The sequence below is a fragment of the Kitasatospora paranensis genome (genome assembly GCF_039544005.1).
Classification (GTDB): domain Bacteria; phylum Actinomycetota; class Actinomycetes; order Streptomycetales; family Streptomycetaceae; genus Kitasatospora; species Kitasatospora paranensis.
On sequence record NZ_BAABKV010000001.1, the window covers coordinates 4,586,048 to 4,608,968 of the forward strand.

The 22,921-nt window shown below is 73.4% G+C and carries 23 protein-coding genes; 10 read left to right on the forward strand and 13 right to left on the reverse strand.

Translation table 11 applies throughout. The annotated features are described in order from the left end of the window. Positions 1-108 precede the first annotated feature (108 nt). The 5 genes from ABEB13_RS22125 to ABEB13_RS22145 all read right to left on the reverse strand — a co-directional run bounded on the left by ABEB13_RS22125 (position 109) and on the right by ABEB13_RS22145 (position 5,073). Positions 109-2,136: a copper resistance CopC/CopD family protein gene (locus tag ABEB13_RS22125; protein WP_345706893.1), complete on the reverse strand. Its 2,028-nt coding sequence runs from the start codon at positions 2,134-2,136 to the stop codon at positions 109-111. Positions 2,137-2,141: 5 nt separating this feature from the next. Then, positions 2,142-2,621: a copper chaperone PCu(A)C gene (locus tag ABEB13_RS22130; protein WP_345706894.1), complete on the reverse strand. Its 480-nt coding sequence runs from the start codon at positions 2,619-2,621 to the stop codon at positions 2,142-2,144. Further along, positions 2,618-3,172, reverse strand: coding sequence for an SCO family protein (locus ABEB13_RS22135; protein WP_345706895.1), 555 nt, complete (start codon positions 3,170-3,172; stop codon positions 2,618-2,620). Before ABEB13_RS22135 ends, ABEB13_RS22130 begins: the two co-directional genes overlap by 4 nt. Positions 3,173-3,368: 196 nt before the next feature. Continuing rightward, a complete protein-coding gene (locus ABEB13_RS22140; protein ID WP_345706896.1) occupies positions 3,369-4,112 on the reverse strand; it encodes a YcnI family copper-binding membrane protein in 744 nt (247 codons plus the stop codon). A gap of 148 nt (positions 4,113-4,260) precedes the next feature. Continuing rightward, the gene (locus ABEB13_RS22145) at positions 4,261-5,073 is read right to left on the reverse strand and encodes a hypothetical protein (RefSeq protein ID WP_345706897.1); all 813 of its coding nucleotides are present in this window, start codon (positions 5,071-5,073) and stop codon (positions 4,261-4,263) included. A 228-nt stretch (positions 5,074-5,301) separates the two neighbouring features. Here ABEB13_RS22145 and ABEB13_RS22150 point away from each other — a divergent pair, with 228 nt between their 5' ends. The 3 genes from ABEB13_RS22150 (at position 5,302) to ABEB13_RS22160 (ending at position 7,611) form a co-directional block, all read left to right on the forward strand. Continuing rightward, the gene (locus ABEB13_RS22150; RefSeq protein ID WP_345706898.1) at positions 5,302-5,955 is read left to right on the forward strand and encodes an ATP-binding protein; all 654 of its coding nucleotides are present in this window, start codon (positions 5,302-5,304) and stop codon (positions 5,953-5,955) included. A gap of 83 nt (positions 5,956-6,038) precedes the next feature. Next, the gene (locus ABEB13_RS22155) at positions 6,039-6,272 is read left to right on the forward strand and encodes a hypothetical protein (protein WP_345706899.1); all 234 of its coding nucleotides are present in this window, start codon (positions 6,039-6,041) and stop codon (positions 6,270-6,272) included. A gap of 67 nt (positions 6,273-6,339) precedes the next feature. Continuing rightward, positions 6,340-7,611 (forward strand): amidase family protein, encoded by a 1,272-nt coding sequence (locus tag ABEB13_RS22160; RefSeq protein ID WP_345706900.1) that lies wholly within the window; start codon positions 6,340-6,342, stop codon positions 7,609-7,611. A 94-nt stretch (positions 7,612-7,705) separates the two neighbouring features. Here ABEB13_RS22160 and ABEB13_RS22165 read toward each other — a convergent pair whose 3' ends face one another. Next, complete coding sequence (locus ABEB13_RS22165) at positions 7,706-7,930, reverse strand: DUF5302 domain-containing protein (protein WP_100889107.1); 225 nt, start codon at positions 7,928-7,930, stop codon at positions 7,706-7,708. A gap of 336 nt (positions 7,931-8,266) precedes the next feature. Between ABEB13_RS22165 and ABEB13_RS22170 the strand changes: the two genes are divergently transcribed. After that, positions 8,267-9,088, forward strand: coding sequence for an integrase (locus tag ABEB13_RS22170; protein ID WP_100889106.1), 822 nt, complete (start codon positions 8,267-8,269; stop codon positions 9,086-9,088). Positions 9,089-9,141: 53 nt separating this feature from the next. On the opposite strand, the gene ABEB13_RS22175 is transcribed toward ABEB13_RS22170, so the two are convergent. Then, positions 9,142-10,092, reverse strand: coding sequence for a pirin family protein (locus ABEB13_RS22175; protein ID WP_345706901.1), 951 nt, complete (start codon positions 10,090-10,092; stop codon positions 9,142-9,144). Positions 10,093-10,262: 170 nt separating this feature from the next. Further along, positions 10,263-10,757: an SseB family protein gene (locus ABEB13_RS22180; protein WP_100892707.1), complete on the reverse strand. Its 495-nt coding sequence runs from the start codon at positions 10,755-10,757 to the stop codon at positions 10,263-10,265. A gap of 215 nt (positions 10,758-10,972) precedes the next feature. Between ABEB13_RS22180 and ABEB13_RS22185 the strand changes: the two genes are divergently transcribed. Continuing rightward, positions 10,973-12,802: an acyl-CoA dehydrogenase gene (locus tag ABEB13_RS22185; RefSeq protein ID WP_345706902.1), complete on the forward strand. Its 1,830-nt coding sequence runs from the start codon at positions 10,973-10,975 to the stop codon at positions 12,800-12,802. A gap of 225 nt (positions 12,803-13,027) precedes the next feature. Beyond that, a complete protein-coding gene (locus ABEB13_RS22190; protein WP_100889103.1) occupies positions 13,028-14,329 on the forward strand; it encodes a M18 family aminopeptidase in 1,302 nt (433 codons plus the stop codon). A 37-nt stretch (positions 14,330-14,366) separates the two neighbouring features. Here the strand turns inward: ABEB13_RS22190 and ABEB13_RS22195 are convergent, their stop codons facing one another. Further along, complete coding sequence (locus ABEB13_RS22195; RefSeq protein ID WP_345706903.1) at positions 14,367-16,187, reverse strand: NHL domain-containing thioredoxin family protein; 1,821 nt, start codon at positions 16,185-16,187, stop codon at positions 14,367-14,369. Positions 16,188-16,365: 178 nt separating this feature from the next. Here ABEB13_RS22195 and ABEB13_RS22200 point away from each other — a divergent pair, with 178 nt between their 5' ends. The 3 genes from ABEB13_RS22200 (at position 16,366) to ABEB13_RS22210 (ending at position 18,592) form a co-directional block, all read left to right on the forward strand. Beyond that, positions 16,366-16,950: a cysteine hydrolase family protein gene (locus tag ABEB13_RS22200; protein WP_198524040.1), complete on the forward strand. Its 585-nt coding sequence runs from the start codon at positions 16,366-16,368 to the stop codon at positions 16,948-16,950. Between the two features lie 19 nt (positions 16,951-16,969). Then, positions 16,970-17,884 (forward strand): GlxA family transcriptional regulator, encoded by a 915-nt coding sequence (locus tag ABEB13_RS22205; protein WP_345706904.1) that lies wholly within the window; start codon positions 16,970-16,972, stop codon positions 17,882-17,884. Positions 17,885-18,106: 222 nt separating this feature from the next. Beyond that, positions 18,107-18,592, forward strand: coding sequence for an LURP-one-related/scramblase family protein (locus tag ABEB13_RS22210; RefSeq protein ID WP_100889099.1), 486 nt, complete (start codon positions 18,107-18,109; stop codon positions 18,590-18,592). 98 nt (positions 18,593-18,690) lie between these two features. On the opposite strand, the gene ABEB13_RS22215 is transcribed toward ABEB13_RS22210, so the two are convergent. Further along, positions 18,691-19,911, reverse strand: coding sequence for a glutathionylspermidine synthase family protein (locus ABEB13_RS22215; protein ID WP_345706905.1), 1,221 nt, complete (start codon positions 19,909-19,911; stop codon positions 18,691-18,693). 3 nt (positions 19,912-19,914) lie between these two features. Next, the gene (locus tag ABEB13_RS22220; RefSeq protein ID WP_345706906.1) at positions 19,915-20,298 is read right to left on the reverse strand and encodes a hypothetical protein; all 384 of its coding nucleotides are present in this window, start codon (positions 20,296-20,298) and stop codon (positions 19,915-19,917) included. A gap of 84 nt (positions 20,299-20,382) precedes the next feature. Here ABEB13_RS22220 and ABEB13_RS22225 point away from each other — a divergent pair, with 84 nt between their 5' ends. Further along, positions 20,383-20,805 carry a DUF350 domain-containing protein gene (locus tag ABEB13_RS22225; RefSeq protein WP_100889096.1) on the forward strand — a complete coding sequence of 141 codons (423 nt, stop codon included), beginning with the start codon at positions 20,383-20,385 and terminating at the stop codon, positions 20,803-20,805. A gap of 11 nt (positions 20,806-20,816) precedes the next feature. Here the strand turns inward: ABEB13_RS22225 and ABEB13_RS22230 are convergent, their stop codons facing one another. Together ABEB13_RS22230 and ABEB13_RS22235 are read right to left on the reverse strand one after the other, a co-directional pair. Next, positions 20,817-21,431, reverse strand: a complete 615-nt coding sequence (locus ABEB13_RS22230; protein ID WP_345706907.1) for a GNAT family N-acetyltransferase — start codon at positions 21,429-21,431, stop codon at positions 20,817-20,819. A 118-nt stretch (positions 21,432-21,549) separates the two neighbouring features. Beyond that, a complete protein-coding gene (locus tag ABEB13_RS22235; RefSeq protein ID WP_345706908.1) occupies positions 21,550-22,833 on the reverse strand; it encodes an adenylosuccinate synthase in 1,284 nt (427 codons plus the stop codon). Positions 22,834-22,921: the final 88 nt, after the last annotated feature.

A 22,921-nucleotide genomic window follows, 5' to 3' on the forward strand; every position in this document is an offset into this window, starting at 1 on the left:
TGATTCGGCTAGCCACCCTAGTCACTCGGGCGCGCCACCCGGACGGCGTTCCGCCCAGTGGTCGCGGCGCCGCCCGGCGCCGCGACCACTGGGCGGAACGCGCGGTGCTCAGCCGACCTTCAGCTGCTCCGTCGCCGTGGACTGGTCGACGTCCGAGGAGCGGACGGTCACCGACACCACCCAGTTCCCGGCCAGCGGCAGCTGCGCCGTGCCGGACCACCGGCCGGTGCCCGCACCGGTGAGTGTCACCGGCAGCGGCCCGAGGTCGCGGTCGGGGAGCGTGAAGGCGAGCTGCACCTCCGGCACCGAGGCCGGCTTGCCGGTGCTGTCGTCCAGCGCGAGCCGCACGGTGTTCGGACCGGTGGCGACCGGGTCGACCGTGACCGTCGCGGTGCCCTTGGCGTTCGGTGTGCTGCCGCCGGTGTCGTACGCGAGCTTCAGCACCGTGCTGCGGCCCGGCACGCTGCCCGGAGCGGTGGACGCCGGGGTCTGCGGGGTCGCGGCCACCGCCTGGGCGACGCGTCCGGGCGGGGAGTTGGTCAGCAGCGTGGTCACCACCAGGACGGCGATCGCCACCCCGGTCTCGACCAGGACGGAGCGGCGCAGCCTGGCCCTGGCCGGGCCGCCGTCGCGGGCACGGCGGTCCACCGCGTCCGCCCGGGCGGCACGCTGGCGGGCCAGCTGCGCCTGCCGCCCCGGATCGGCCGGGGCCGTTGCCGACCCGGCCGCGTCCCCGGCTGCTGCCTCGGTGCGGTCGGCGTGTGCCACGGCCGCGGCCCCGACCGCGTCCGTCCGGACGACGGTCCCGTCGGCGTCCTCCGCCGTGCCGGCCCGGAGCCGGGCCACCCAGGAGCGGGAGATCCAGGCGGTGCCGACCATCGCCGCCACGCAGCCGATCTTGACCAGCAGCAGGCGCCCGTAGGAGGTGTCCAGCAGTGCGCCCCAGCTGCCGAGACCGCGCCAGGACTGGTAGACGCCGGTGGCGGCGAGCACGGTGACCGAGCCCAGCGCCACCGTGGAGAACAGCTCGACCGCGGCGAGCGGCACCCGGTGCCGCAGGCCGACCAGCAGCGTGGCCAGCCCGCCCAGCCAGAGCGCCATCGCCAGCAGGTGCAGGGCCGCGAGGGGCAGGGCGAGCGGCACCTGGATGCCGACCGAGGAGTGGTCGGCGCCGACCCAGGTGGCGGAGAGCGCGACGGCCAGCACCGCCCCGGCCACGCCGAGGCCCAGCCGGGCGTCGCGCAGCGGCCGCTGCGCGGCCCGACGTTCCAGTTCGGCCAGCTCGTCGTCGGACCCGTCGGTGCCGGCCTCCTCGTCGGGGCCGTCCTCGCCGTCGTCACCGCCCTCGCCGTTCTCCTGGCCGAGCTGCCCGACCAGGAGGGAGAGGAAGACGCCGCCGGCGGCGAGCAGCAGCAGCCGGGCCGCGAGGGCGGTGCCGATCCGCTCGTCCAGCGTGGTGCGGACGAGCGACAGGTCGAGCGCCTGGGCGAGCCCGGAGCCGCGCTCGTACGGGCCGCGCAGCAGCAGCACCGCGACGGTGGAGACCAGCAGGGCGATCCAGCCGGTCATCAGCAGCCGCTGCACCTGCCGGACGGCGGCGCCGCGCGGCCAGCAGAGCAGCACGAAGGCGGCGGCCCCCACCAGCAGGGCGAAGGCCGCGTAGGCGACCGTGCGGGCCGTGCCGTAGGCGAACGCGACGGCGCCGTCCGCCTTCGCGCCCTGGACGGCGGTGGGCGACACCGAGGTGTCCGAGGGGGCGCCGATGGAGAACGTGAAGGCGCCGCCCACCGGGTGGGAGTCCTCCGAGACGGCCCGCCAGGCGACGGTGTACGTCCCGTTGCCGAGGCCGGAGCGCAGGGTGACCCGGGCGGTGTCGTTCTTGCCGTCGGCGTGGGCGGCGTCCCCGTTGTCGACCGCCTTGCCGGCCGGGTCGAGGACCCGGACGGAGTCGGCGGCGAGCGAGACACCCTCGCTGAAGGTCAGGGTGACGGCGGTGGGCGCGGTCGCGACGACCGCCCCCTGCGCCGGGTCGGTGGCGAGCAGTGCGGCGTGCGCGCCGGCCGGTCCGGCCCCGCCCAGCAGCACCGCGACGGCCGCGGCCAGTACGGCCAGCAGCGCGGCGACTCTCCGTGGCATCGGTGTCAGCTCCCCGGTCGGTAGGTGAGCGGTTCCACCGGCACCTTGACGGTGATGGTGCCGCTCTTGGCGAAGGTGAGGTCGAGTTCGAGGCGGTCGCCGACGGCCGGCTGCCGCTGCCATCCCATGATCATCAGATGGTGGCCGCCGCGGGCGAGCTCCAGGGCGCCGTGGGCCGGCACCTTGAGGCTGCTCACCTCGCTCATCGAGGTGACGCCGGAGCTGTGCAGGGTCACCGAGCCGGCGTCCGGGCTGGTGACGCGGACCAGCTGGTCCGGGCCGTCGCCCGTGTTCCGGACGGTCAGGTAGCCGGCGCCCATCCCGCCGGGCAGCGCGGGCAGCGGCACGTAGCCGCCGCTGACGCTCAGTTCGGCGGTGTCGCCGGAGCCGGAGCCCGGGCCGCAGGCCACGACGATCGTCGCGGCCGTCAGCACGCCGGCCAGCCCGGCACCGATCAGGGCGCTGCGGCGGAAGGCGCGGCTCACGCCGGCACGCCCTTCGCGAGCAGCGCGAGGTCGTGGGCGTACGTCTCGACGGTGCTGCTGCCCAGCCACAGCAGGTGAGCCTTGTCGTCCTGGGGGAGGAAGGCGAGCACCTGGGCACCGTGCGCCGAGCTGACCGTGCCGTCCGCGTTGACCACCGGGTCCTGCACGACGACGCCGAGCGGCCGGGCGGCCGCCTTCACCTTGGCGAGGTCACCGGTGAGCCCGATGAAGCCCTTGCCCATCGAGTCGAGCCAGGTGCGCAGCACCTTCGGCGTGTCCCGCACGGGGTCGGTGGAGACGAAGACGACGTCGATCTTCTTCTGCTCGTCGGCCGGGAGCTTGGCCATCGCCACGCCGATGTCGCCCATGGTGGTCGGGCAGACGTCGGGGCAGCTGGTGTAGCCGAAGAACAGGAGCGTGGCATGCCCGGCGGTCTGCTTGCGCAGGTCGAAGGGCTGCCCGGAGGTGTCGCTGAGCACCAGGTCGGGCTTGTCGAAGTGCTTGCTGAGCACGCTGCCCTGGTACGCGGAGCTGCTGCTCTCCTTGCGCACCGTGGCGGCGCCGCTGCTGCCGGTGCCGCCGGAACCGCAGGCGGTCAGGGCGAGCGTCCCGGTGAGGACGAGGGCGGCGGCCGCCAGCAGGCGGCCGGCCGGACGGGGGTGTGGGCCATGGCCAGGTCTTCCGATCGTGCGCTGGTGCGGATCGGTCCGGCGGGCCGCACCGGGATGCGGCCCGCCGGACGCGGGGTCAGGAGGCGGTGCCGCTGCTCTTGCGGCGCAGCCCGGCGACGCCGAGGGCGGCGCCGATCACGCCGACCACGATGCCCACCACGCCGAGGGTACGGGCGGTGGAGTCGTCACCCGCGGCGGAGGCCTGGGCGGACGTGCCGTCCGACGAGCCGCCCGCGTGGTGGTCGGCGGCCGGCGCGGCGGACGCCGTGGCGGCGGCGGCCTTGGTCAGGGTCAGCACGGGCGCCGGCTTGGCGGGCTCGGGCTGGCCGTCCTTGGCCTCCTCGATCCACCGGACGACGTCGCCGTTGTCGTACGTCTGGAGGGCCTTGAAGGTGAGCTTGTCGGTGTCGGACGGCAGGGCGCCGAGCGAGACCCGGAAGTCCTGGAACTGGCCGGGGGCGATCTTCCCGGTGGCGTCCGCGGTCCAGGTGATCTTGGAGACGGCCTCGGTGATGTTCTGGCCGTGCGAGGTCAGCGGCTTGTCGAGCTTGGACTTCTCCAGGGTGGCCGTCCAGCCCGGCAGCGGCTGGACCCGCACCGACGCGACCGGGTGGTCCATCGGCAGACTGACCTCCACCTTCACGGTGGCGGCGGTGTCGCTCTCGTCCGGCACCCGGAACGCCACGACGGAGTAGCTGCCCTGCGGGGCGTTGCCCGGCTGGACGGTCACGTGCGCGGAGGCGGGGCCGGCCAGCGCGACGACGGCGGCAGCGGTCACGGCGGCGCCGAGCGCGATCCGGCGGGCAGGAGTGGTACGCATGATGGGCTTCTCCAAGGGGAGCGGGCGCACGGCGGCTCGCGACCGCGGGCGTGCACCGGGCTGTGGTGGGGACTCGTCCTCGCCGTCGCGCCCGCCTCGCGGGGGACGGCGTCACGGACCGCGCCACCGACCCGGCCCTGCGGCCCGGTCAGTGCGCGGCGAGCCCCGCCGGCGGCCCCCGCCGGACCACGCTGTGCCGCAGGACGGCCGCCGCTGGCAGCCGCCAGTCCGTCGCCCGGCCGCGCGGCCGCCGCGGGGCGGCGGGCACGGCGCTGCCCAGCAGCAGTGCGGTGAGCAGCCCGAGCGCGGTGCGCAGCGGAGCGGCCCAGGCGCGGGCGCCGACCGCCGTCAGCCGGACGAGCCGCCACAGCGCCGCCTCGCCGCGCCGCAGCCACCAGCCGGCGACGGCTGCCGCGGCGAGGTGGCCGAGCAGCATCGCCGGGCTCATCCCGAGCAGTCCCACGCCGTGCCCGGTCCCGGCCGCGGAGAACGCCGCCGGATCCAGTCCGGCCGCGCTGATCAGCTGCTCAGGGGTGGTGCCGGCCGGCAGTGCGGTCGGCCCGTTGCCCGGCACGTCGTCGCAGAGCAGCCGCCCGGCGGCCGCCGGCATCGACATTCCGGCCATCCCGGCCATGCCCTGGTGGAGGCTCGTCGGCGCCAGGGTGTGGAAGAGGATGTGCAGGCCGAGCTGGCCCGAGACGAGGGCCCCGGCGATGGCGCCGAGCGAGCGCTCCCTGCCGCCGAGGGCGGCGGCCGCCAGGACCACCGCGGCGAACCCGGCCGCCAGCGCGGGCAGGGCGACCGCCCCGCCGCCGGTCAGCGCGTGCCCGGCTGCCGCGATCAGCGTGCAGACCAGGGCGAAGGGGACCGCTCGCGCCGCACGCAGATCCCAGGCCGCGGCCGCCGACCCGTCGACGGGTGCGGCGGCGCCTGCGAACGGGGCGACGGTCTGGGCAGTCATGGCCGAGTCATCATCGCATCGCTCACAGCTCCACCGGGGGCAGGGTGTGGATTACGGCTTAATGCCCCATTCGGCCCGGCGTGCGCGCCGTGCAGTGCGCCGCGCGGCACAGAGTCCCGCACCAGTCCATCCGCCGAACGGGCGGTAACGGCCCGCGACGACGGTTCACCGCGGAAACGCCCGGAGATACCTAGTTGTATGTGGAGCCGCAGCCAGGAGGGACCTCCCGTGGACATCTGGTGGACTCTGCACCTCAAGCGGGACCCGGCCAGCGTGCCGCTCGCCCGCCGCATTCTGCTCGGCGCCATGGACACCGCCGGGGTCGACCCGCAGATCGCCTTCGACCTCGGGGTCGCCCTCACGGAGGCGTGCGCCAACGCGGTGGAGCACGCCGTCACCGGCCGCCCCGACGACGGCTTCCAGGTCACCGCCGCGATCGCCGGTGACCGGCTGCGGATCGAGGTCGTCGACTCCGGGCCGGGGCTGCCGCCGATCGCCCCGCCGGTGCCCGCCGCGGCCCCCGAGCCGCGCCGCACTCCGCCGTCGCCGCCCGCGCAGGTCCGCCCGGACACCCGCCGGTGCCTTACCCGCCGCGGCCGGGCCACCCTGCCCGCCCCGGTCGGCCGGGGGCTGCCCCGCCGTCCGGCCCGGCCCGGCCCCTACGACATGCACGTGCTGCCCGCCGGCCGGCCCGTCCCGGTGCGCACCCCCGATCCGGAGGCGCTGCCCGACCTCGCCGGCGAGTCCGGCCGCGGCCTCTTCCTGATCCACGCCCTCACCGACCACGTGCAGTTGCGCAACCACCCGCTGCGCGGGGCCATCGTGAGCTTCGACAAGATCCTCAAGTGGCAGGACGACGCTCTGCTGCAGGCCGCCTCCTGACCGGCGCCCGACGGGGTTCGCCCACCGCGCACCGCCCGCCGTGCCGAATTGCCGCCTCCGCGGCCCCGGCGCAGCATGGCCGCATGAGGCATCGCATGCGCGCCGAGTACGGCCCCGAGGGGCTGTCCGGAGAAGTGAAGACCTGGCACATCGTCCGCGGCGACGAGGCGGTGGCCCTCTGCGGCCGGGATCTGGACGCCGCCGCGCCGGAGCAGGACCCGAGCCTGTGGGACCGCACACCGAAGCTGAACTGCCACACCTGCGGCGCGGTGTTCCTGCGTGAGTCGCCCTACGTGCCCGGCGAGCACCCGGAGTGAGCACGGCCGCGTGCACGGATCGGCCCCCGACGGTGCGCGCACCTTCTAAGTTGGGTCCATGGAGCCGATGACGTCCCTCCCCTCGGTCGCTGCGGCGCTGCGGGCGGGTGATCCGCTGCCGGCCGAGAGCGTGGAGCGGCTGTGCCGCCGGATCGAGCACGACGATCCGGGGCTGCGGGCCTTCGTGCCGGAGCCCGGGCGGCACGAGCGGCTGGCCGCGGAGGCGGCGGAACTGGCCCGGCGCTTCCCCGAGCCGGCCGACCGGCCCGCGCTGTTCGGGGTCGCGGTCGGCATCAAGGACGTGGTGCGGGTCGACGGACTCCCCACGCACGCGGGTTCGGCCCTGCCGCCCGGTGTGCTCGCCGGGCCCGAGGCCTCGCTGGTCGGCCGGCTGCGGGAGGCCGGGGCCCTGGTCGCGGGCAAGACGGTGACCGCGGAGTTCGCGGTGCTCGCGCCCGGCCCGACCCGTAATCCGCACGACCCCGCGCACACCCCCGGCGGTTCCAGCAGCGGCTCGGCGGCCGCCGTCGCGGCCGGGCTGGTACCGCTCGCGATCGGCACCCAGACGGTCGGCTCGATGATCCGTCCTGCCGCCTACTGCGGGGTGGCGGGCTTCCGGCCGACCTACGGGCGGATGCCGGTGGACGGGGTGATCCCGCACGCGCCGACCCTCGACACGATGGGCTGCTACGCCACCGATCCCGCCGGGCTGGCGCTGGCCGCCGCGGTGCTGTGCGACGGCTGGCGGCCGGTCGCGGCGGCCGGCGCGCCGGTGCTGGGCGTGCCGGTCGGGGAGTACCTGGCGCAGGCGCGTCCGGACGCCCTCGCGGTGTTCGAACGGACCGTTGCCGACCTGGGGCTGACCGTCCGCCGGGTGGATCCGCTGGGCGACTTCGAGGCCGTCCGGCACCAGCTGCGGACGATCATCCGCTACGAGCTGGCGCAGGTGCACGCCGAGCTGTTCGCCCGCTTCGGCGCCCTCTACCGGCCGGAGACGGTGGCGGCGATCCGGCACGGCCGGGAGATCGACCGGGCCGACTACACCGCTGCGCTCGCCGCGCGCGAGGAGTTCCGCCGCCGGCTGGCCGACGTCACCGCCGAGCAGGGGGTGGACGCGTGGGTGACGCCCGCGGCCACCGGTCCGGCACCGCTGGGGCTCGACTCGACCGGCGACGCGGTGATGTCGCTGCCCTGGAGCCTCGCGGGGCTGCCCGCGGTGAGCCTGCCGGCGGGCGCGCTCGGCGGTCTCCCGCTGGGGCTGCAACTGGTCGGCGCCGAGGGCGCGGACGAGCGGCTGCTGGCCCACGCGGCCGTCGTCGGGGGCGCGCTCGCGGCATAGGGCGTCACCGGGGCCCCGTCACGCTCGCCGGACGCCGCGGCGGGCGGCCCCTTCCGGGTGCCGCCCGCCGTTCGAACCCGACTGCCGGGTGCCGTCAGCCGCCGCTCTTGCGGCGGAAGGTGCGCTTGCCGCCGGCGGCGCCGTGCGTCCCGTGGATCTTCGAATCCCCGCCCGGGCCGCCCGCGGCGCCGGACCGGCCGCCGTGCTTGGCCTGCAGCGCGGCGAGGAACTTCGCCTTGACGTCGTCCGGCTCCGCCGGCGCGGCCTCGGCCGCCGACTGCTCCGGCTGCTCGGCGGGTGGGGCTGCTTCCTGGCTCATGGCGCGACCTCCTGAACGGGGCTCCGGGTGCGGAGCCGTGTGCAGTGCCCACCCTCCCACGGGGCGGATCGCGCCTGCGGCCTCATTTGCGTTCGTCGGGGAACCGCGGGCCGCCGATCAACATGAACAGCGCCATGATCGGAAAGATGATCGAGGCGGCCAGGAGGACGAAGAACTGCCAGACCATCGCGGCACTCCAGGGGTGGGGGCGGCTGGTGATCCGACGGTATGTCCGGCCACGCGCCCCCGCCACCGCACACCCGGCGGTGCGGCGGCCGCGCCGACGGCCGCGTCCGACCCCTGTTCGCGCGGCCCGGTGGCGCGCAGACTGGTCCGATGCACGTACAGCTCGCCGGAGAACCGTACGGGCCGGAGCGCGAGAGCGAGGACTTCGCCGCCGCCTCAGCCGAAGCACTGGTGCTGCTGGACGGATCCAGCACGCCCGACGACCTGGAGTCCGGGTGCCGGCACGGCACCGCCTGGTACGCGAGGAGGCTCGGCGTGCATCTGCTCGCCCGGCTGACCGACCGCACCGACCGGACGATCGCGCAGTGCCTGTCCGACGCCATCGCGGAGACCGCGGCCCTGCACGGCGGCCGCTGCGACCTCGGCCACCCCAACACCCCGGCCGCGATGGTGGTCGCCGCCCGCCTGCACGGCGCCACCCTGGAGTACCTGGTGCTGGGGGACTCGCTGCTGGTGCTGCATCCCCGGCGCGGCGCGCCGCGGGTGATCGGCGACAACCAGCGCTTCCCGGGCGGCGAGCGGCTGCGGCGGCAGGTGTGGACGACCGTCCCCGGCACCGCCGAACGGGCCGCGCTCTATCGGGAGTACGCGCAGGCCGTCCGGGCGGCCCGCAACACCGGGCACGGCCCGTGGATCGCGGCTGCCACGCCGCGGGCCGCGGAGCACGCCGAGACCGGCTTCGTGCCGCTGGCCGAACTGCGCGGGGTGGCGGCCCTGACCGACGGCGCCGCCCGCTTCACCGACCGGTTCCGGCTGGGCAGCTGGTCGGACGCGCTGCGACTGCTCGCCGAGTCCGGGCCGGGCGAGCTGATCGCCCAGGTCCGGGCCGTCGAGCGGACGGACGCCGACTGCACGCGCTGGCCGCGTGGCAAGGCGTCGGACGACGCGTCCGCGCTCTACGCCCGGATCTGAGACCGCCCGGACCCGGAGCGGGGGCGCCCGGAACCCGGGCGCCCCCGCGGCCGTCAGCCGACCGGGTGGCCGAAGGAGCCGGACTGGAAGTCCTTCATGGCCTGCTCCAGCTCGCGGTGGCTGTTCATCACGAACGGCCCGTACCAGGCGACCGGCTCCCGGATGGGCTGCCCGCCCAGGATGATCACGTCCAGGTTGGGGTGCCGGGAATCCTGCTTGGCGTCGGCGGCGATGGTGAGGGTGTCGCCCTCGCCGAACACTGCGGCCTGGCCGGTGTGCACCGGGCGGCGCTCGGCACCGACCGTGCCGTCGCCGTTGAGCACGTACGCCAGCGCGTTGAAGTCCGGGCGCCACGGGATGGTGAGCTGCGCGCCGGGGGTCACGGTGGCGTGCAGGAGGGTGATCGGGGTGTGGGTGGCACCCGGCCCGCGGTGGCCGTCCAGCTCACCGGCGATCAGCCGCAGCACCGCGCCGCCGTCCGGCGTGGAGAGCAGCTTGACGTGGCCGCCGTGGATGTCCTGGTAGCGCGGCTGGGTCATCTTGTCGCTGGCCGGGAGGTTCACCCAGAGCTGGATGCCGTGGAACAGGCCGCCGGTCGCCACCAGCGACTCGGGCGGGGTCTCGATGTGCAGGATGCCCGAGCCGGCGGTCATCCACTGGGTGTCGCCGCCGCCGAGGTGGCCGCCGCCGCCGTGCGAGTCCTTGTGGATGAACTCGCCGTCGATCAGGTAGGTGACGGTCTCGAAGCCTCGGTGCGGGTGCCAGGGGGTGCCCTTCGGCTCGCCCGCGGCGTACTCCACCTCGCCCATCTGGTCCATCATGATGAACGGGTCGAGGAACTTGGTGTTGATCTTGGCGAAGGCCCGGCGGACGGGGAAGCCCTCGCCCTCGAAGCCCTCGGGTGCGGTGGCGACCGCGACGACCGGCCGGGCGACCGTGCCGGCGGGGTCGGGGGTGGCGACGCGCGGGAGGGTCAGCGGGTTCTCGACGGTCACGGCGGGCATGTCGGCCTCCTTCGGGGTTTCTGGCCTACGATGGCGATATTAGTTCAACGCTCAACAACATGCAAGTTGAAGATTGAACTAAATGGAGACGATGCGGTTCGCCCAGCCCTCTTCAGGGGTGGGCCCGATCCGCGGGCGGGGCGGAGGAGGAGTCCGGGGGTGGAAGGGGGCTAGCCGTACATCCGGCGCATGGTGAAGTCCACCAGCTGCTCGACCGCCTTGGCGTCGAACACCATCCGGTGCTCGCCCTCCATGTCGAGCGCGAAGCCGTAGCCGGTGGGCAGCAGGTCCAGCACCTCGGCGCCGGTGACGCTGAAGTGCTTGGACTCCTTGCCGGCGTAGCGGCGCAGCTCCTTGAGCGAACTGAACATCGGGATGACCGGCGTCGGGGTGTTGTGCAGGGCGAGGAAGCCGGGCCGCTCGCCGCGCGGGCAGTGCACCTTGGAGGTGATGAAGATCGCCTGGAAGTCCTCGACCGGCATCGACCCGGTGGTGAAGGCCCGGATGGCGTCCGCGAGCGACGGCGGCGAGGGCTCCGGGTACAGGGACTGCTGCTGGGCCGCGCCCTGCTGCGGATCGCCGTACGGGCCGGGGCCGGGCATGCCGTTCATCCCCGCCTGCTGCTGGTAGGGGTCCTGGTATGCGGTCTGCTCGTAGCCGTACACGGGCACAAGGCTAGCGGTCCGGGGTGCCCTGCCGGGGGTGCCGGGGCGTACAAGGCGGGGGCGCCCCGGGTTGTGGGACGTGACGGTGTTCATAAGGCTTTGCCGTGCCAGGGCTTGAACAAGTTACCGCTCGGTAGCATCATGGTGCGTACTGGTGGGTAAGTGGGGCGCTCGAACGGCGGGCCCACGGAAGCAGACGAACCGGAGAAACGGTCATGGGTCACTACAAGTCCAACCTGCGTGACGTGGAGTTCAACCTGTTCGAGGTCTTCGGCCGCGACCAGGTGTACGGCACCGGTCCGTTCGCCGACATGGATGTGGAGACCGCGAAGAACATCCTGAGCGAGATCTCCCGCCTGGCGGAGAACGACCTCGCCGCCTCCTTCACGGACACCGACCGCACCCCGCCGGTGTTCGACCCGGAGACCAACGCCGCTCCGATCCCGGAGACGTTCAAGAAGAGCTACCAGACCTTCATGGACGCCGAGTGGTGGCGCCTGGGCATCCCGGAGGGCATCGGCGGCCAGGTCACCCCGTCCTCCCTCGTCTGGGCGTACGCCGAGCAGGTCCTGGGCTCCAACCCGGCGATCTGGATGTACTCCTCCGGCCCGGCCTTCGCCGGCGTCGTCTTCGAGGAGGGCACCGAGGAGCAGCAGAAGGTCGCCCAGCGCATGGTCGACGGCCTCTGGGGCGCCACCATGGTGCTGACCGAGCCGGACGCCGGCTCCGACGTCGGCGCCGGCCGCACCAAGGCGATCAAGCAGGAGGACGGCTCCTGGCACATCGAGGGCGTGAAGCGCTTCATCACCTCCGGTGAGCACGACATGTCCGACAACATCATCCACCTGGTGCTGGCCCGCCCCGAGGGCGGCAAGCCGGGCACCAAGGGCCTCGGCCTCTACATCGTGCCGAAGTACGACTTCGACTGGGAGACCGGCGAGCTCGGCGAGCGCAACGGCGCCTACGCCACCAACGTCGAGCACAAGATGGGCCTCAAGGCCTCGAACACCTGCGAGATGACCTTCGGCGCCAAGCACCCCGCCAAGGGCTGGCTGCTCGGCGAGAAGGTCGACGGCATCCGCCAGATGTTCAAGATCATCGAGTTCGCCCGCATGATGGTCGGCACGAAGGCCATCGCCACCCTCTCCACCGGCTACCTGAACGCGCTGGAGTACGCCAAGGAGCGCGTGCAGGGCGCGGACATCGCCAACTTCCTGGACAAGACCGCCCCCCGCGTCACCATCACGCACCACCCCGACGTCCGCCGCTCGCTGCTCACCCAGAAGGCGTACGCCGAGGGCATGCGCGCCCTGGTCCTCTACACCGCCTCCGTCCAGGACGACGTGCTCGCCGCCCGCCTGCGCGGCGAGAGCGACGAGGCCGCCGAGCGCCTCAACGACCTGCTCCTGCCGATCGTCAAGGGCTACGGCTCCGAGAAGTCCTACGAGCAGCTCGCGCAGTCCCTGCAGACCTTCGGCGGCTCCGGCTACCTGCAGGAGTACCCGATCGAGCAGTACATCCGGGACGCCAAGATCGACACCCTCTACGAGGGCACCACGGCCATCCAGGGCCAGGACTTCTTCTTCCGCAAGATCGTCAAGGACGGCGGCCAGGCGCTCACCGCCGTCTCCGAGCAGATCCAGAAGTTCATCGCCACCGGCGAGGGCGGCGACGCCCTCACCGCCGAGCGCGAGGCGCTCGGCAAGGCCGCCGGCGACCTGGAGGCCATCGTCGGCAAGCTGCTCGCCGACCTCACCTCCGTCCAGGACGACGTCAAGAACATGTACAAGGTGGGCCTCAACACCACCCGCCTGCTCATGGTCTCCGGCGACGTCGTGATCGGCTGGCTGCTGCTCCGCCAGGCCGCCGTCGCGCTCGCCAAGCTGGAGGCCGGCGCCTCGGAGAAGGACGTCCCCTTCTACCAGGGCAAGGTCGCCGCGGCCCGCTTCTTCGCCCGCAACATCCTGCCGACCACCGCGCCGCAGCGGCTGATCGCCGAGGGCATCGACAACGAGATCATGGAGCTGGCGGAAGAGGCCTTCTGAGCCTTCCGCGGCCACTGAAGACCGCCTGACACACCCTCAGTACGACGGGGGCCCGCGCACTGCGCGGGCCCCGCCGTGCGTCCGGAACAGTCGCGAGGCTGTACCAAGTCGATTGTTCTGTCACCGTTTTTGAGTTCACAGCGTCATGTCCGTGTACGGGCATATGCTCAGTGGCGGAGCCGGGACCCCCATCCGGCGCCCGACCTCCCTCAACCCAGGAGCAGCATGTCGACCGCCGATCGCCCGGTCCACTTCGACCGGACGCACACCGACGATCTGATCGCCTACCTCTCGGCCGCGCCCTCGCCCTACCACGCAGTGGCCGGTGCCGCCGAGCGGCTCGAGAAGGCGGGCTTCCGACAGGTCCGCGAATCCGACGCCTGGGGGGCCGAGGCCGGCGGGCGGTACGTGATCCGCGGTGGCGCACTGATCGCCTGGTACGTGCCCGCGGGGGCGGGCCCCGAGACGCCGTTCCGCGTGGTCGGCACGCACACCGACTCGCCCAACCTCCGGGTCAAGCCGCTGCCCGACACCGGCACCGCCGGCTGGCGGCAGGTCGCCGTGGAGATCTACGGCGGCGTCCCGCTCAACACCTGGCTCGACCGCGACCTCGGCCTCTCCGGCCGCCTCGCGCTGCGCGACGGCACCACCCGGCTCGTCCAGATCGACGAGCCGCTGCTGCGCGTCCCGCAGCTCGCCATCCACCTCGACCGCCAGGTCAACGAAGGCCTCAAGCTCGACAAGCAGCGCCACCTCACGCCGATCTGGGGGATCGGCGAGACCACCGACGGCGCACTCGTCGCCCACGTGGCCGAGCGGGCCGGCGTCGCCGCCGAGGAGGTCGTCGGCTGGGACTTGATGACCCACGACGTGCAGCCGCCGGCCTACCTCGGCCGGGACCGCGAGCTGCTGGCCGGTCCGCGCCTGGACAACCTGCTCTCCGTGCACGCCGCCACCGCCGCCCTCGCCGCGGTCGCGGTCTCCGGCACCGACCTGCCGTGCATCCCGGTGCTCGCCGCCTTCGACCACGAGGAGACCGGCAGCGAGTCGGACACCGGCGCGCAGAGCCCGCTGCTCGGCAACGTGCTGGAGCGCTCCGTGTACGCCCGCGGCGGCACCCCCGAGGACCGCGCCCGGGCCCTGGCCGGCACCGTCTGCCTCTCCTCCGACATGGGGCACGCCGTCCACCCCAACTACAGCGAGCGGCACGAGCCCGGCCACCGCCCGATGCCCAACGGCGGCCCGATCCTCAAGGTCAACGTCAACAACCGCTACGCCACCGACGGCGTCGGCCGGGCCGTCTTCACCGCGGCCTGCGAGAAGGCCGGCGTGCCGTGGCAGACCTTCGTCTCCAACAACGCGATGCCCTGCGGCACCACCATCGGGCCGATCACCGCGGCCCGGCTCGGCATCACCACGGTGGACTGCGGCATCGCGGCGCTCTCCATGCACTCCGCCCGCGAGCTCTGCGGCGCCGACGACCCGTTCCTGCTGGCCAGCGCCGTCAAGGCGTTCCTGGAGGGCTGAGCCGGCCGGTGCCGGCCGGCCCGGCCCTCCGGGGCGGTCACTCCATGCCGGCCAGCACCAGCGGCAGCCGCCGCACACCGTCGGCGGTCAGCCGCACCGGCACGCCCCAGTCCTGCTGGTGGACGTGGCAGGCCGGGTACTCGATCTCCGGGTCGTCGTCGCAGGAGGCGGCCATCGCCGAGACGTGCAGCACGCCCTCGGCGACCGCCTCGTTCAGGACGAGCCCGCGCGACAGGTCGCTGTCCGCCCCCGCCCCCGAGAGCAGCAGTTCGGGCGGGGTGGCACTGACCAGCAGCCGGGTGGACGGGCCGTAGCGCTCGTCCAGCTTCTGCCCGGACGGGGCCTGGAAGACCACGTCCAGCTGCAGGGCGCCCGGCGCGACCTCGGTCGCCGCCCGCTGGGTGCGGTGCGCCACCGACTCGACCCGCACGGCCTCCTCCGGGAGCCGCAGCCGGGTCAGCCGGTGCCGGGCCGACTCCACGACCACGATGTCGTCGCCGGCCAGCACGGCACCGGAGGGCTCGCGCAGGTCGGTGGCGAGCGTGGTCACCTCGCCGCTCACCGGGTCGAACCGGCGCAGCGCGTGGTTGTAGGTGTCGGCGATCGCCACCGAGCCGTCCGGCAGCACCGTGACGCCGAGCGGGTGCTGGAGCAGCGCCTGCCCGGCGCCCCCGTCGCGGTGGCCGAAGTCGAACAGGCCGGTGCCGACGGCGGTGTGCACGTCCCCGGTTTCACGTGAAACCCAGCGCACGGCCGAGGTCTCCGAGTCCGCGACCCACAGCCGCTCGCCGTCGGCCGACACCGCGAGACCGGAGGGCTGCGCGAACCACGCCTCGGCGAGCGGCCCGTCGACCAGGCCCTCGTTGGTGGTGCCGGCGGCGACCGCGACCGTGCCGGCCACCGGGTCGTACGCCCAGAGCTGGTGCACGCCGGCCATCGCGATCCAGACCCGGCCGTCGAACCAGGCGACGTCCCACGGCGAGGAGAGGTCCACCGCGCGGGCCTCCCCGTCGGTCGGCGAGCCCTGCCACCACTGCTTCCCGGTACCGGCCAGCGTGGTCACGCTGCCGTCCGAGAGCCGGACCCCGCGCAGCGCGTGGTTGACCGTGTCGGCCACCACCACGTCGTAGTCCAGGCCCAGCTCCGGGGGCAGCAGCGCCAGGCCCTGCGGCTCGCTGAAGCGCGGCGCCGTGCCGTCCACCAGCCCGCGCTCGCCGTCGCCGATCCGCCGGACGACGCTCTCGCCGTCCTCGGCCAGCTCCACGAGCGCGTGGTGGCCCGAGTCGGCCACCAGGTAGTGCCCGTCGGGCAGCCGCACGGCCTTCCCCGGGAACTTCAGGTCGCCGGCCTGCGGCTCGGGTGCCACGTACGGGCCGTCACCGCGTCGCAGCGTGCCCTTGGCCTCGTGCTCCGCCTCCAGCTCCTCGACCAGCCGGGCGATCGCGTGGGCGTGCCCCTCGCCGGCGTGCTGCGCGACGACGTACCCCTCCGGGTCGATCACCACCAGGGTCGGCCAGGCCCGCACCGCGTACTGCTTCCAGGTGGCCAGCTCCGGGTCGTCCAGCACCGGGTGGTGCACCTCGTACCGCGCGACGGCGTCCACCACCGCCTGGTGGTCGGCCTCGTGCACGAACTTCGGCGAGTGGACGCCGATGATCACCACGGTGTCGCGGTGCTTCTCCTCCAGCTCCCGGAGTTCGTCCAGGACGTGGAGGCAGTTGATGCAGCAGAAGGTCCAGAAGTCGGCAATGACGATCTTGCCGCGGAGGTCCGCCAGCGACAGGTCCTTGCCGCCGGTGTTGAGCCATCCGCCCTTGCCCGCCAGTTCGGGGGCGCGTACGCGTGCACGAGAAGCCATAACCCCATCAAACCGCACGGGACCTGCGGACATTCCGCCCCCGCGGGTTCGGGGCCGGGGGCGTGTCCTGCATCCCCGCCGGCCGTTCGGCGGGAGGCGGCCACCGGTGACCGGATCGGTCCGGGGATGGGCGTGATCATGCCTGGGGTGCGGGGCTTCGGCGGGCCAGGATGGAGGCATGAAGACCGCACTCGTCGTGATCGACGTCCAGGAGTCCTTCCGCCGCCTCCCCAACTGGGAGGCCGTCTCCAACCCGGGGATCGCCGACCGGGTCGGCCGGCTGGTGGCCGCCGCCCGGGAGAACGGCGACCTCGTCGTCTGGGTGCTGCACGCCGAGCCCGGCTCGGGCGGCGTCTTCGACCCGGAGCTCGGCCACGTGCGCCTGATCGACGGGCTGAAGCCCGAGCCGGGCGAGCCCGTCGTGACCAAGACCTCGCACAACGCCTTCACCACCACCAACCTCCAGCAGGTGCTGACCCGGCACGGGGTCGGGGAGCTGGTGATCAGCGGCATCCGGACCGAGCAGTGCTGCGAGACCACCGCCCGGGTCGGCTCGGACCTCGGCTACGAGGTCGTGTTCGTCACCGACGCCACCGCCACCCACCCGATCGAGCACTGGCAGGCGCCCGCCGGGCGGAGCCTGGCGGAGATCCTGGCCGATCCGCGTACCCTGTCCACGGACGAGATCACCGCCCGCACCGAGTACGCGCTGGCGGGCCGTTTCGCCAGGATCGCCACCGTGGAGGAGCTGACCGGATCGTGATCGTGACGGGGGCCGCGCGGTGACCGGGGTCGTCTTCCTGCTCGCGCCGGGACTGCACCTGCTGGACCTGGCCGGCCCCGCCCAGGTCTTCTCCTCGGCGGACGACTTCGGTCATCGCTACGAGACGGTGTACGTCGCGGAGCAGGAGGATGTCCCGACGGCGCAGGGCATCGGCCTGCGCGCCGAGACCGCCTGGCCGGAGCTGACCGCCGACGACCTGGTGGTGGTGCCGGGCTGGCGCTCCCCCGCGCTGCCGCGGGGCCCGGTGTTCTCCCGGGCCACCCTGGAACGGCTGGTCGCCCACCACGCCGCGGGCGGCACGGTGGCCAGCGTCTGCTCGGGGGCGGACGCGCTCGGCCGGGCCGGGCTGCTCGACGGCCGGCGCTGCACCACCCACCACGAGCTCCAGGACGAGCTGGCCCGGCGCTACCCGCGGGCCGCGGTCGTGCCGGACGTGCTGTTCGTCGAGGACGGCCGGGTGCTCACCTCCGCGGGCATCGCCAGCGGGATCGACCTCGCCCTCCACCTGGTGGCCGTCCGCCACGGCGCGTTCGTCGCCGCCCGGGTGGCCCGCACCATGGTCGTCCACACCCGCCGCAACGGCGGCGACCAGCAGGCCAGCGCGATGCTGCGGTACCGCGGCCACCTGAGCGACGCGGTGCACCGCGCCCAGGACGTGATCGACGCCCGGTTCGCGGACCCGCTGCCGTTGAGCCGGCTGGCCGCCGACGTCGGCCTGAGCGAGCGGACGCTGACCCGGCGGTTCTCCGACGCGACCGGGCTCACCCCGCTGCGCTACCAGCAGCAGCTGCGGCTGGAGCACGCCGAGCACCTGGTCGGGCAGGGGGCCACGGTCGAGGCGGCGGCACGCGCGGTCGGGTTCCAGGACGCGCGGATGCTCCGGCGGTTGCGGGCCCGTCCGACCTCCTCCTGACCGTCCGATCTCCTCCTGACCCGGGCGGGTCCGGCGACCTGTCGACCCGTTCCCGGCCTCCCGCCGGCCTGTTCCCGGGCTCCCGTCGACCGGCGACCGGCCGGCCGGCGGTGCCCGTTCGCGCGGCGGTTGCGGCGCACCCCGGGGTGGAGGGCTGACCCCGGGGCCCGCGTCGGGCACGATGTGCTCGGCAGTGTCCGCGCGGAGGAAAGCTGGTGGGGCATGAAGTACGTGGTCAAGGAGCGGTTGTTCGCGGTCGGCGACGACTACTGGATCGAGGACGGCGACGGCGAGAAGGCGTTCCTGGTGGACGGCAAGGTGCTGCGGCTGCGCGACACCTTCGAGCTGCAGGACCCGCAGGGCAACGTGGTCGCGGTGATCAAGGAGAAGGTGCTCACCGTCCGGGACGCGATGAGGATCGAGAACGCCGACGGCGACACGGTCGCGACCGTCCGCAAGAAGCTGTTCACGCCGTTCCGCGACAAGTACCACGTGGAGCTGGAGGCCGGTGGCGAGCTGGAGATCCACGGCGACCTGATCGACAAGGAGTACACGATCGAGTCCGACGGCGACAAGGTCGCCGAGATCTCCCGCAAGTGGTTCCGGATCCGGGACACCTTCGGCGTCGAGATCGAGGACGGCGCCGACGTGCCGCTGCTGCTCGCCGTCGCGGTCTGCGTGGACCGGATGGTCGAGCACAACGACTGACGGGTGCTCGGCGCCGCCCTGCGGGGCCGCCGGCCGCGAACCGGTCGGTGGCCACCGGGGCGGCCGGAGATGCCGTCGGCACGCCGGCGGACGGCATGTCAGACGATGACGTGCGGGAGGAACCGGGCGCCCTGGTGCGTGATCGGCGAGTCGTGGGTCTCCCGGATGCCGAGGCCGGCCGCCTCGCCGTCCACCACCCAGGCGCCCAGCACCGGCCGGTTGCCGTCGAACTCCGGCAGCGGGCAAAGCTGCTGGTAGCAGAACCCCTCGGCGCCGTACCGGTCCGGGTCGCCGGCCCACGAGGGCAGCAGGACCTCGCCGCCGTCCGGTTCGACGATCCGCACCCCGGCGCCCTCGCGGCCGAGCAGCGGCTTGGCCGCGTACCCGGTCGCGGTGAGCTCGCGCGGGCCGTCCAGGTAGGCGGGCAGCAGGTTGGGGTGGCCGGGGAACAGCTCCCAGAGGACGGCGAGCAGCGCCTTGTTGGAGAGCAGCATCTTCCACGGCGGTTCGATCCAGAGGGTGGAGCCGGTCGAGCCGCCGAGGTCGACGGTGGTGAGCAGCTGGGCGCCGAACTCGTCCTCGGCCAGCCACTCCCACGGGTAGAGCTTGAAGGCGGACCGGATGTAGCGGTGTTCGAGGTCGACGAAGCGCCCGGTCAGCCCGTCCAGGCCGATGTCCTCCATGGCGATGGAGACCGTCTCCAGGCCGGCCTGCCGGGCGGTCTCCTGGAGGTAGAGGGTGGTCATCCAGTCCTCGCCCTCGGTGTCGCCGCGCGAGTGCGCGAAGTGCACCGGGCCGGGCGGCAGCAGGTCCTTCTGCCGGGCCCAGGCCGCGACCAGCCGCTCGTGCAGCGAGTTCCACTGGTCGGCCTCGGGGAAGCGCTCCTCCATCCAGAACCACTGGGGGCCGGCCGCCTCGATCAGGGAGGTCGGGGTGTCGGCGTTGTACTCGAAAAGCCGGGCCGGGCCGGTGCCGTCGTAGGCCAGGTCGAACCGGCCGTAGAGCGAGGGCTGCTCCTCGCGCCGCCGCCAGGAGGTGGTGATCACCTCGGCGAGGCGCGGGTCGGAGATGCCGTAGTCGGCGAACCGGCCGGTGCGCACCACGTGGTCGGCGGCCTCCAGGCAGAGCTGGTGGAGCTCCTCGACGACCTCCTCCAGGGTCTCCACCTCGGCCGCCGAGAACTCGTAGTAGGCGCTCTCGTCCCAGTAGGCGTAGTCGGTGCCGGGTTCGCGCGGGTCCTCGCAGACGGCGTAGATCAGGCCTTGGCCCTCGACGGCGGCCTGCCAGCCGGGGCGCGGCTCGACGGTACGGCGGCGCACGGCTCAGCCACCGCCCGAGCCCGACCGGCCGGTGGTGTGGCCGGTGGTGGTGTGGCCGGTGGTGGTGTGGCCCGTGCTGGTGTGGCCGGTGGTGTGGCTGCCGGTGGGGCAGCCGAACCCGCCGCGCCGGGTGGCGGCCTTGTCGAACGTGCCGCCGACGGCGGTCAGGGAACCGGAGCCGCAGTAGTACCAGCGGCCGGCCGCCGCCCCGGCGCCGCCGTCGCAGGCGTGGTTGTCCAGCACCTTGAGGGTGCCGGGGTCGACGCAGCGCCGCGGCGTGCTGCCGCCGGACGAGCAGCCGGTGAGGGCGAGCGCGAGCGTCCCGACCATGCCGAGGGCGACGGCGCCGGAGCGGCGGCGGGCGGGTGCGGGGTCGGTCTGCGTCATGACGGGTGATGCTACTCAGGGCTCCCCGGGACCGGAACCATGGGATATCTTTTGCCGGTCCTTGACACTTCGGCGGGGAGCAGCATGAACGACATCGTCCACGGCCTCGGGGTGGCTGCGGCTTTCGGCGGGGTGGGCCTGGTGCTGCTGCTGCTCGGGGTCGGTCTGGTCGACGTGCTGACGCCGGGCCGGCTGGGCCGGCAGATCTGGCTGGAGCGCAACCGCAACGCCTCGGTGGTGCTCAGTTCGGCGCTGCTCGGGATCGGCGGCATCGTCTTCACCGCGATCATGTACACCTACGACGAGTTCGCCAAGGGCCTGGTGGCGACCGCGCTGTTCGGGCTGCTCGGCCTGCTGCTGATGGCAGCCGCGTTCTGGCTGGTCGATCTGCTGACGCCGGGTCGCCTGGGCGAGGTGCTGGTCGATCCGGAGCCGCACCCGGCGGTCTGGGTGACCGCCGCGTGCAACCTGTCGGTGGCCGCGATCGTGGCGGCCTCGATCGCCTGACCCGTCGGGTCTCAGACCGTCGCGGGGCCCGCGGCCAGGCGCTCCGTCAGACGGGCCCTGGCCGCGGACCATTCGTCGTCGAGCATGGAGAAGTACACGCTGTCGCGCCAGCTGCCGTCGGGGCGCCGGCGGTGGCGGCGCAGGGTGCCCTCGTAGACCGCTCCCAGGCGCCGGATGGCGTTCTGCGAGCGCTCGTTGCGGTGGTCGGTCTTCCAGCTGACCCGGCCCATGCCGAGTTCGTCGAAGGCGTGGGTGAGCAGCAGCAGCTTGGCCTCGGTGTTGACCGCGCTGCGCCAGACCCGGCGGGCGTACCAGGTGCCGCCGATCTCGACGAGTTCGTCCTGCGCGCTGTAGTCGAGGTAGCAGGTCACCCCGACGGCCCGGCCGTCGGCGAGGTCGATCACCGCGAACGGGACGCAGCCGCCGCCGGCGGCCTCGGCGAGCCGGGCGCCGATGTGGAGGGCCATCTCCTGCTCGCTCTGCGGCACGTCGTACGGCAGCCAGCGCCACACCTCCTCGTCGCCGCCGGACGCGGCGAACAGGTCGGGGACGTGTGCCTCGGCGAGGGGCTCCAGGCGGACGTGGCGGCCGGTGAGGACGGTGGGCGCGGGCAGCTTCGCGGTCATGCGGCCGACCTTAGACCCGATACGCACTAGGTGCAATCCACTTATGCACTAGTTCAATCGAGCGCAATCGGGACGTGCGAAGGGCCCCGCACCGGAGTGCGGGGCCCTTGCGGTGCCGCTACAGGAAGGAGTTGATCTGGATCGTCTCGGTGCGGCCGGGACCGACGCCGATCGCCGAGATCGGCGCGCCGGACATCTCCTCCAGCGCCTTCACGTACGCCTGGGCGTTCTTCGGCAGGTCGGCGAAGGTCTGCGCCTTGCTGATGTCCTCGCTCCAGCCCGGCAGGGTCTCGTAGACCGGCTTGGCGTGGTGGAAGTCGGACTGGTTGTACGGCAGTTCCTCGACCCGGCGGCCGTCGATCTCGTACGCGACGCAGACCGGGATCTGCTCCCAGCCGGTCAGCACGTCCAGCTTGGTCAGGAAGAAGTCGGTCAGGCCGTTCACGCGGGTCGCGTAGCGGGCGATCACCGCGTCGAACCAGCCGCAGCGCCGGTCGCGGCCGGTGGTGACGCCGCGCTCGCCGCCGATCCGCCGCAGCGCGTCGCCGTCGGCGTCCAGCAGCTCGGTCGGGAACGGGCCCGAGCCGACGCGGGTGGTGTACGCCTTGAGGATGCCGATGACCCGGTCGATCTTGGTGGGACCGATGCCGGCACCGGTGCAGGCGCCGCCCGAGGTCGGGTTCGACGAGGTCACGAAGGGGTACGTGCCGTGGTCGACGTCCAGCAGGGTGCCCTGGCCGCCCTCCAGCAGGACGACCTTGTCGGCCTTCAGCGCCTCGTCCAGGACGAGGGTGGTGTCGGCGAGGAACGGGCGGATCTTCTCGGCGTAGCCGAGGTACTCCTGGACGACCAGCTCGGCCGGCATGGCGCGGCGGTTGTACAGCTTGACCAGGAGCTGGTTCTTGTCGTGCAGCGCCGCTTCGATCTTCTGCTGGAGGATCGACTCGTCGAAGAGGTCCTGGACCCGGATGCCCACGCGGTTGATCTTGTCCGCGTAGGCCGGGCCGATGCCGCGGCCGGTGGTACCGATCTTGCGCTTGCCGAGGAAGCGCTCGGTGACCTTGTCCAGGGTGCGGTGGTACGGCGTGATCAGGTGGGCGTTGCCCGAGATCAGCAGCTTCGAGGTGTCGATGCCGCGATCGTTCAGGCCGGCCAGCTCGGAGAGCAGCACGCCCGGGTCGATCACGACGCCGTTGCCGATCACCGGTGTCACATTCGGGCTGAGGATGCCGGAAGGCAGCAGGTGCAGGGCATACTTCTGGTCGCCGATGACCACCGTGTGACCGGCGTTGTTGCCGCCCTGGTAACGGACGACGTAGTCGACGGAGCCGCCGAGGAGGTCCGTCGCCTTCCCCTTGCCCTCGTCTCCCCACTGGGCACCAACGAGCACGAGTGCCGGCACAGGCGTACACCCCTTCCGGTTGGGGCATCCTGCGGAAGGCCGCAGTCTGCCCCGAGATAGACGAAGCCCCTGGCGCAATAGCGCAAGG

Excerpts from the sequence above, each read along its gene's own strand:
- ABEB13_RS22125 (WP_345706893.1), bottom strand. The coding sequence starts at position 2,136 with ATGCCACGGAGAGTCGCCGCGCTGCTGGCCGTACTGGCCGCGGCCGTC.
- ABEB13_RS22140 (WP_345706896.1), bottom strand. The coding sequence starts at position 4,112 with ATGCGTACCACTCCTGCCCGCCGGATCGCGCTCGGCGCCGCCGTGACC.
- ABEB13_RS22145 (WP_345706897.1), bottom strand. The coding sequence starts at position 5,073 with ATGACTGCCCAGACCGTCGCCCCGTTCGCAGGCGCCGCCGCACCCGTC.
- ABEB13_RS22155 (WP_345706899.1), top strand. The coding sequence starts at position 6,039 with ATGAGGCATCGCATGCGCGCCGAGTACGGCCCCGAGGGGCTGTCCGGA.
- ABEB13_RS22160 (WP_345706900.1), top strand. The coding sequence starts at position 6,340 with ATGACGTCCCTCCCCTCGGTCGCTGCGGCGCTGCGGGCGGGTGATCCG.
- ABEB13_RS22165 (WP_100889107.1), bottom strand. The coding sequence starts at position 7,930 with ATGAGCCAGGAAGCAGCCCCACCCGCCGAGCAGCCGGAGCAGTCGGCG.
- ABEB13_RS22170 (WP_100889106.1), top strand. The coding sequence starts at position 8,267 with ATGCACGTACAGCTCGCCGGAGAACCGTACGGGCCGGAGCGCGAGAGC.
- ABEB13_RS22175 (WP_345706901.1), bottom strand. The coding sequence starts at position 10,092 with ATGCCCGCCGTGACCGTCGAGAACCCGCTGACCCTCCCGCGCGTCGCC.
- ABEB13_RS22185 (WP_345706902.1), top strand. The coding sequence starts at position 10,973 with ATGGGTCACTACAAGTCCAACCTGCGTGACGTGGAGTTCAACCTGTTC.
- ABEB13_RS22190 (WP_100889103.1), top strand. The coding sequence starts at position 13,028 with ATGTCGACCGCCGATCGCCCGGTCCACTTCGACCGGACGCACACCGAC.
- ABEB13_RS22195 (WP_345706903.1), bottom strand. The coding sequence starts at position 16,187 with ATGGCTTCTCGTGCACGCGTACGCGCCCCCGAACTGGCGGGCAAGGGC.
- ABEB13_RS22200 (WP_198524040.1), top strand. The coding sequence starts at position 16,366 with ATGAAGACCGCACTCGTCGTGATCGACGTCCAGGAGTCCTTCCGCCGC.
- ABEB13_RS22210 (WP_100889099.1), top strand. The coding sequence starts at position 18,107 with ATGAAGTACGTGGTCAAGGAGCGGTTGTTCGCGGTCGGCGACGACTAC.
- ABEB13_RS22220 (WP_345706906.1), bottom strand. The coding sequence starts at position 20,298 with ATGACGCAGACCGACCCCGCACCCGCCCGCCGCCGCTCCGGCGCCGTC.
- ABEB13_RS22225 (WP_100889096.1), top strand. The coding sequence starts at position 20,383 with ATGAACGACATCGTCCACGGCCTCGGGGTGGCTGCGGCTTTCGGCGGG.
- ABEB13_RS22230 (WP_345706907.1), bottom strand. The coding sequence starts at position 21,431 with ATGACCGCGAAGCTGCCCGCGCCCACCGTCCTCACCGGCCGCCACGTC.